Raw genomic sequence first — 3,531 nt, forward strand, 5'->3', positions numbered from 1 at the left:
GGCGAATACCCGTGCCACCGCGTCCATCGCCGCACCGCTGGCCACCGACAACCCGAACTTCTGGTCCTCGTGCGCGGTGGAGATGAATTCGTGAGTGTGTGCTTCGACGCCGACGGTGAGGCGGACGAAGACGTCCTGGACGACGCCCGCCTCCCCCGCGATCGTGTCGAGGCGCTCGATCTCGGTCATCGAGTCCAAGACGATGTGCGCCACACCGGCTTTGACCGCTGCGGTCAGCTCCGCAACGGATTTATTGTTGCCGTGGAACGTGATTCGCTCGGGCGGGAAGTTCGCGTGCAAAGCGACGGCAAGCTCCCCGCCGGTGCACACGTCAAGGGAGAGCCCTTCTTCGTCAATCCAGCGCGCTACCTCGCTGCACAGAAACGCCTTCGCGGCGTAGTGCACGTGCCCGCCGCCACCGAAGGCCGACGCGATCTCGCGGCACCGGGAGCGGAAGTCGTCCTCGTCGATGACGAACAGCGGCGTCCCGTATTCCTGGGCAAGGTCGGTCAGCGGGATTCCGGCGATGACGGCCACGCCGGATTCGTCGCGAACCATGTTGCGCGGCCACACGTTTGGCGCCAGCCGCAGCACCTCCTCGGCCGATTGCGGCCGCAGCGGGGTGCTGGGTTGGCGAATATCCTCGGCGTGCCGGGGACCGGCGGGATGGACGTTCACATTCGCTCCGGAGCGGTGACCCCGAGGATCCCCAGCCCGTTGGCGATCACCTGGCGGGTGGCCTGGCACAACGCCAGGCGCGCGGTGTGCAGGTCGGTGGCCGGCTCGTCGCCCTGGGGCAGCACCCGGCAGGAGTCGTAGAACCGGTGGTAGTCACCGGCAAGGTCCTCCAGGTAGCGACATACCCGGTGCGGCTCTCGCAGGGACGCAGCCGTTTTCAGCACCCGAGGGAATTCACCGATGGTGCGCAGCAGCGTTCCCTCTTTGTCATGACTGAGCAGTTCGAGGTGGTCGGTGTCGGGGATCAGGCCCAGTTCGGCGGCGTTGCGGGCGAGCGCGGACAGTCGGGCGTGCGCGTATTGCACGTAGTAGACCGGGTTTTCGTTCGATGCCGACGACCACAACGCCAGGTCGATGTCGATCGGCGTGTCCACGGAAGAGCGGATCAGGCTGTAGCGGGCAGCGTCGACGCCGATCGCCTCGACGAGGTCGTCCAGCGTGATCACGGTGCCGGCCCGCTTGCTCATCCGGACCGGTTGGCCGTCGCGAACCAGGTTGACCATCTGCCCGATGAGCACCTCGACGGCGGCCGGGTCGTCACCGAAGGCGGCGGCCACCGCCTTGAGCCGGGCGATGTAGCCGTGGTGGTCGGCGCCGAGCATGTAGATGCACAGGTCGAAGCCACGCTGCCTCTTGTCGAGGTAGTAGGCGATGTCGCCCGCGATGTACGCAGGCTTGCCGTCACTCTTGATTACGACGCGGTCCTTGTCGTCACCGAAAGCGCTGGTGCGCAACCAGGATGCGCCGTCCTTCTCGTAGATGTTGCCGGATTCGCGAAGCCGGGCGATGGCCTGGTCGACCATGCCGCTGGTGTGCATCGAGTCTTCGTGGGTGTAGACGTCGAAATCGGTGCCGAACTCGTGCAACGACTCTTTGATGTGGGTGAACATCAGGTCGACGCCGATTTCCCGGAACTTCTCGTGCATCTCGGCGTCGGGCAGGCTCAGCGCGTCGGGCGCCTTCTGCACCACGTGGGCGGCGATGTCGTTGATGTAACTGCCGGCGTAGCCGTCTTCGGGGGTGGGTTCGCCTTTCGCGGCGGCGATCAGGGAACTCGCGAAGCGGTCGATCTGGGCGCCGTGGTCATTGAAGTAGTATTCGCGCTCTACGGTCGCGCCCTGGGTGGACAGCAGCCGACCCAGCGCGTCGCCGACGGCCGCCCAGCGGGTGCCGCCGATGTGGATCGGTCCGGTGGGGTTGGCCGAAACGAACTCGAGGTTGACCTTGTGCGTGGCCTGCGTGTCGGAGTGGCCGAAGTGGTCGCCGGCGTCGATGACGGCGTTGACGATCTCGGCCTGCGCCGACGCCTCGATCCGCATGTTGATGAACCCGGGTCCGGCGACCTCCGCGGAGGCGACACCGTCGGCCTGTGCGAGCGCTTGGGCTAGCCATCCGGCCAGCTCACGCGGGTTGGCGCCGACCTTCTTACCCAGCTGCAGCGCGAGATTACTGGCGTAATCGCCGTGTTCGGGATTGCGAGGCCGCTCCACGGTCACCACCGCCGGTAAAGCGGCAGCATCCAGCCCGTGCTCGGCCAACACCGCGGCGGCGGTGGTTTTGAGCAGCTCAGCCAGGTCAGCGGGGGTCACGAGCGTCCATCCTATTGGCTGGGGTGCTCGCGCCCCGAATCCGTCGCGGTGACGAAGCAGCCACCTCGATGCGCTAGTCTGTCCTCTGCTTGTTTAACGCCCCACGGCGCAGCATGCATATGGTGCGCCCCCGTAGCTCAGGGGATAGAGCGTCTGCCTCCGGAGCAGAAGGCCGCAGGTTCGAATCCTGCCGGGGGCACCACCTGACCAGCGCAAACGCAGGCCCGTGCAAGATTTGTGCAACTAGGAAACTGGGCGTGGCTCCGAATTGAAGGAGCACCCCAATCATGTCGATCGACAACGCCACCAGCGCACCAGATATCGCCGCACCGCCAGACGCCGAACAGGTGCACGAGTGGGTACCACGCGGCGAAGGCCTTGCCATCCGTGTCTTCGACGGAACTGTCCGCGAGGCCGCCGGATTCACCATTCAGGTAGGAGGCGTGCAGCACCAGAACGGGACGTGCCGCCGCTGGGTGGCCATCGAAGCCGCCGGCCGCACGGTCGGCGCGGCGATGGAGCCCGAATCGCTTCGTCAGCTGTCCGCGGCGCTGTCCGCAGCGGCGGATGAAATCGAGGCCCGGCGATGACCCTCACCTACGAGGTGCCAGACAACCCGGCCGACCCGGAGGCAGCCGCGCTCGAGCTGATCGTGCGCGTACCGACCGACGTGCTCGGCCACGAGTCCCCGGGTCGGGAGACGCTGCAAGAATTCGCCGGCCTGCTTAGCGCCGAGGGCGTGTTCGCCGGGATGTCGTGGCATGACGCGAAGCACGCTGCGATGGCAATCATGTTCGACGCGATCAACCGCGACGATGCGGCCGAGTTCCTGCGTTGGCGCGCCGATCGGGTGCGTGTCGATGCTGACGGGAAAGCCTGGGATGACTCCGGCGCTATGATCCGCGCCTTTACCGCCGCAGCGGCGACGCTCGATCTCAAGATGCCTGCGGGCGGTGCGCGATGACTGCGATGCTGCGGCTGGTCCGCGACGATGCCGGCGCCGGTAGCGATGGTGGCGGCTTCACTCCGATCGAGCAGTGGGAGCTGTACATGCGCGGCGCCGGCCGCTCCGAACGCACCATCTCCGAGACCATCGGCCTGCTGCACCGGCTGCAGCGGTTCGCCGATAAGCCGGTGGAGTACGTTGCACCGCTTGATATTTCACGGTTCCTGGGCCGTACGCGGCTCAAGCCGGCCAGCCGTG

Annotated in this window: 3 protein-coding genes, 1 tRNA gene and 2 pseudogenes; 4 read left to right on the plus strand and 2 right to left on the minus strand. The window is 66.6% G+C overall.

The genetic code is table 11. From position 1 onward, the window contains the following. Together JOZ00_RS07125 and argS are read right to left on the minus strand one after the other, a co-directional pair. Window positions 1-678 (minus strand): annotated as a pseudogene (locus JOZ00_RS07125) (diaminopimelate decarboxylase); the annotation flags it as partial. Next, window positions 675-2,327 (minus strand): arginine--tRNA ligase, encoded by a 1,653-nt coding sequence (gene argS / locus JOZ00_RS07130; protein ID WP_293341702.1) that lies wholly within the window; start codon window positions 2,325-2,327, stop codon window positions 675-677. The pseudogene JOZ00_RS07125 and the gene argS, both read right to left, overlap by 4 nt. Before the next feature lie 126 nt (window positions 2,328-2,453). On the opposite strand from argS, the gene JOZ00_RS07135 reads away from it, so the two are divergent. The 4 genes and pseudogenes from JOZ00_RS07135 to JOZ00_RS07150 all read left to right on the plus strand — a co-directional run. Beyond that, window positions 2,454-2,529 (plus strand) — tRNA-Arg (locus JOZ00_RS07135). 85 nt (window positions 2,530-2,614) lie between these two features. Continuing rightward, window positions 2,615-2,917: a hypothetical protein gene (locus tag JOZ00_RS07140; protein ID WP_293341704.1), complete on the plus strand. Its 303-nt coding sequence runs from the start codon at window positions 2,615-2,617 to the stop codon at window positions 2,915-2,917. Then, the gene (locus JOZ00_RS07145; protein ID WP_293341706.1) at window positions 2,914-3,291 is read left to right on the plus strand and encodes a hypothetical protein; all 378 of its coding nucleotides are present in this window, start codon (window positions 2,914-2,916) and stop codon (window positions 3,289-3,291) included. Before JOZ00_RS07140 ends, JOZ00_RS07145 begins: the two co-directional genes overlap by 4 nt. Continuing rightward, a pseudogene (locus JOZ00_RS07150) lies at window positions 3,288-3,531 on the plus strand (recombinase XerD); the annotation flags it as partial. The gene JOZ00_RS07145 and the pseudogene JOZ00_RS07150, both read left to right, overlap by 4 nt.

Source organism: Mycobacterium sp. (genome assembly GCF_019243155.1).
Lineage (GTDB): Bacteria > Actinomycetota > Actinomycetes > Mycobacteriales > Mycobacteriaceae > Mycobacterium.

Bases quoted from the DNA above. Each gene is read 5' to 3' on its own strand.
- JOZ00_RS07145 (WP_293341706.1), top strand. From the start codon at position 2,914: ATGACCCTCACCTACGAGGTGCCAGACAACCCGGCCGACCCGGAGGCA.
- JOZ00_RS07140 (WP_293341704.1), top strand. From the start codon at position 2,615: ATGTCGATCGACAACGCCACCAGCGCACCAGATATCGCCGCACCGCCA.